Consider the following 4,337-nt stretch of genomic DNA (forward strand, 5'->3'; position numbering starts at 1 on the left):
ACCTTAAACTTTTAACTGGCTCGCCTTTGATATGCAGCCCAGAAAACTCGCGCCCTGCTTTTACTGGATAAAATGGAATACTGTTTTCAAATAAAAATCCTTTGCTACTGGATGCAAAAAACTGATTGATGCTGTCAATCAAACTTGGTGCTGAACGCCAATTAGTAGCTAAAGTATATTGCCGCTGCCTAGCGACCCAATCTTTGGCTTTAATATAGGTAAAAATATCGGCACCACGGAACGCGTAAATAGCCTGCTTAGGATCGCCAATCATGATCCAGCAAGACTTGTACTCACCGCTAATAGGATTTGATTCATCGCTACCGTAAATGCCTCGAAACACTTCAAATTGAATTGGATCTGTATCTTGAAATTCGTCAATTAACGCGGCTGGATAATTCTGTTTAATGATGTTGGCTAAGGCATTCCCAGAACTGTTATCTTGTGCTTGTTGATTTAACGCATTTTGTAACCCTAACAACAAATCATCGGGCGATAACAAATGCAACATCTGCTTATGAGAAGCAAGATTTGCTGACACAACGGCCATGGCATGGCCGCTAAACGCTAAAATCAAATTCTGCATACAATTAAGCAACATGGATTGCAGTTGTTCAAATTGCGCAAAATCTAAATGAGATAAGTCTTCACTGCCTTTTTTGGCCGCTTTTGCGATTTGTTCTGGCCCAAACAACAACCAACCGGTCTTATCAAAATCTATTTGCAACAATTCACTGCTACAGAATCCTTGCATAGCATTAAGTGTGGCGGGTTTGGCTAATTTAGCGCGACCATTTAGATTAGCTTTACTAAGCTGTTCACTGACCTTATTTGAGAGCCACCATTGTTTGATCTTAATGACTTGTTCAACATAACGATCAACACAGTCTATGGCGTCGGTAATAGTCGCGTGTTGTTGAGGTTTTGCTTGTTGACTCAACAAACGTCCGACACTTTTGAGCAAGGCTTCTGGCGTTTTCCAATGTGTTAATAATAGCTGTAACGTTTGGGCTGGTAAGGTGACAATATGCTTACGCCAATAATCTTCTGCTGCTAGTTTAAGCCATTCTGATTCATCAAGAATAAAGCTTTGCTCGTACATAGCGCCGCTTTCAAAAGCTTGTTCGGTAAGCGCCTTATGACAAAACCCATGGATTGTAAAAACAGCGGCTTGATCCATTTGTTTGCTTGCTAAGGCAAGCCGTTGACAATCTAACTCTATGTTTTCGCTTTGCTCAATAAGTTGTTGGATAAATGCATCGCTACTGCGCTTTGCAAAAAAATCTAGATAGGCCAGACGCAATCGTTGACGAATTCGTTCCTTTAACTCTCCGGTTGCGGCATTGGTAAAAGTCACCACTAAGATTTGTTCGACACTTAAAGGCGCGCAGTTATGCCCCAACAATAATCGAATATACAAATTGACTATGGTGTAAGTTTTACCTGTGCCGGCACTGGCTTCAATTAGCGATGCACCAGTTAAAGGGAAGGTAAAAGTATCCAGAGCTTGCATGGTTAAATTTTGGCTATTGCTTGAATCTATATTAGCGATATTCATTTGGCGTTACCTAAAGCCACTAAGGGTAAAAGTAGTTTTTCGGCAACCTCTGAAAATCCAGCAAATTGTTGATTTAAATCGGGGCAAACTCGTTGGATATGCGCTTCGCTTCCCTCACCTGAGGCATAATCGTTACCAATAAAGGCATGTAGTGTTTTATTTTGATCTTGAGTGGAAGCCCATACCCACGAGGCCTCGGGGTAAAAACAAAGCGAACAACTGGTGCCGCGTAACCAATATTGCAGCCAAATCGTTAATTGTTCTATGGCAGCGGACTTTTCAATCACAGGGATGCTATACAATTTATCAGTTGTCACAAAACTGGCTTGGTTTAACCCTAATTTTGGTGGATTTGCACACAAACATAACCATTGTAAATAAAGAGTTATTCGGTCTTTTGCTCTTAATTTTCCGGCGCGCCATAACACTAAATTTTGACTAAATAAGTTGCCAATTCGCCCCACAATAGTGATGGAATCAATAGTCAATTCAACATCTATGCTTTGAGCATTATTGGTTGTTTGATTCAATTGTATTATTTGTTCAACCACATCGGTGCTTAAATTAACAAGTGGAGCCAATGCAATTTCGCCGCTTGTACCTGTGGGTAATTTGCCCTCTGCTTTTAGTATTTTTAATAAATCACTTGCCTGATGTTGAGCGTTTGCAGAAGTTTCTGCGACTTCAGTTTCAGTATGGTGTTTCAACAGATATTCAATGAGTCTTTGGTTTATTTGATATTTATCTAAACCATCAAACGAAAACGGCTCTTCATCGGTACTTTGTTGCCCTAGTGGATAAAAACGAGTTTGCCAGCGACCCATAAAAAATGCTTTTGCAGGGTTATGGAAAAATTGAATGAGGTTATCTATTTCGAGCTGCGAACTTGGCTCTTCTGATTGAGGCAATGCATTAGATTGAAAATCCAAAACATTAACTGGTTGCAGCAATTGATTGGCAATACCTTGCTGTTTTTGATTAAAACTAAATAAATCGCTTTCAGCGTCTGCTCCAAAATAAGCTTGGTTAAAAGGTTGCAACTTATGATTTAACATTAGATGTGCGACGAGATTTTGCTCTGTTTCTGCCACATCTTGTTGCCACTGCCCTTCTAAACAAAATCCTTGCTGGCAATATTCAATTAATTCACTTAGTAAAATGGATGGAGCCAGTGGGCTATTATCTTTTTGACTAAATCCAAGGAAGCTAAAATACAGTTGTTCACGAGCCGACAACAAGGCTTCTAAAAACAAATATCTGTCGTCTAACCTGCGAGAGCGATCACCTCGTTTTACTGGTGCAATACGCATTAAATCAAAACCCATTGGCACACTTTGCCGAGGATAGTCGTTATCATTCATCCCCAGTAAACATACCATTTTAAAGGGAATGCTGCGCATCGGCATTAAGGTGCAAAAGTTTACATAACCCGCTAAAAATCGCTGCCCTACGCCTTTTTCTTGAATATTTTGCTGGAGCTCACTAACGAACACGTCTTGGTCGATATCTTGAGTATATTGGTGACTGTGAAGCAACATTTTTTCGAGGGTTTCCCTAAGGGTTTGCATCTCGATTTGTTCAGTTTCATCTGTGTCATACAAATCAGCAAGCAAAGCTAAAGCTTGCGATACTTTTTGTTGGATATTCAGGGGTTGCTGGCAAAACCCTAAGGTTTTTAATAAAAGGCTGATAAATAAATAACACTTACCTAACGCTACAGCCTGCTGACCTTCAATGTCTCCATAAGCCGAAATTAACTCTTGATTACCTTCAAATAACGATTCGCTAGATATGGCATAACCCGCCAATAAGCGTTGCAAACCAAACACCCAAGTATTCTGTTTTTCTGGTGGCAAGTCCCAGCGCTGCTTATCTTGTTCATTCCAACCCCAGCGCACACCAGCATCGGTTAACCAATGTTGTAGTAACTCAAACTCTTGTGCATCAATGGCAAACTTTCGGGCGATGGCTGGCACTTCTAACAGCGATAAAATGTCAGAAAGTGATAACCGGCTTTGATGTAAGGTCATCATCTGCAAAAAACTATCAAGCAAAGGCGATACTTGTCCAAGATTGCGATCTGAAATGGCATAAGGGATCGCCAGATGACTGGGCACTGAGCCAAACACACCTTCTATAAATGGCGCGTAACTCGCGACGTCTGGCATCATCACAATGACGTCTCCCGGATGCCAACTAGGATTGTCGTTAAAACGTTGCAACAATTGGTCATGCAATACTTCTAATTCACGCACTTTTGAATGACAGGCATGCACTTGCATGGATTTATCGGATTGATTAATGGCCACTTTGGGATATTTATCACCGTTAGATAACAGCTCACTGGCATCTAATGGCTCAGCAACACCCCTAAATTGCAAATGATTAATATCCGTTTGAATATGCTGCAATAGGTTTTCAGGTGCTAAATCAATAAAACAGTCTTGTTGCTGAAACTCAAATCCCAGCAACATATCTTGATAATCTCGGCCTAATTTACCCCAAGATGCCAATAATGGATTACCCACGTCTAAAAACTCGACTCCCGCAGATTGAGGATTATCAATAGCTTTAAGCTGGGCTTTAGCTTGGGTTTTGTTATCAACTATATCGCCCCAATAATGCTGACTAGGATTAAACCAAAAAATGAATACATCACGGGATTGCGACAAGGCATCAAGTACTTCCAACTGCTGCATAGGCATAGCTGAAATGCCAAACACCATCAGTGGTTTGCTGTTTGCAGTATCATTTGTGTGGCTTGGTACAGAGTGCAATG

The 4,337-nt window shown here is 40.7% G+C and carries 2 protein-coding genes; both read right to left on the reverse strand.

Annotated features, from left to right (window positions below):
* On the reverse strand, positions 1 to 1,558 hold a 1,558-nt coding region (locus Q0688_RS23375; protein WP_299082993.1), incomplete at its 3' end, for a UvrD-helicase domain-containing protein.
* A partial coding sequence (gene recC, locus Q0688_RS23380; protein ID WP_299082995.1) for an exodeoxyribonuclease V subunit gamma occupies positions 1,555 to 4,337 on the reverse strand: 2,783 nt, incomplete at its 5' end. The genes recC and Q0688_RS23375, both read right to left, overlap by 4 nt.

Source organism: uncultured Paraglaciecola sp., from assembly GCF_937123705.1.
GTDB lineage: Bacteria > Pseudomonadota > Gammaproteobacteria > Enterobacterales > Alteromonadaceae > Paraglaciecola.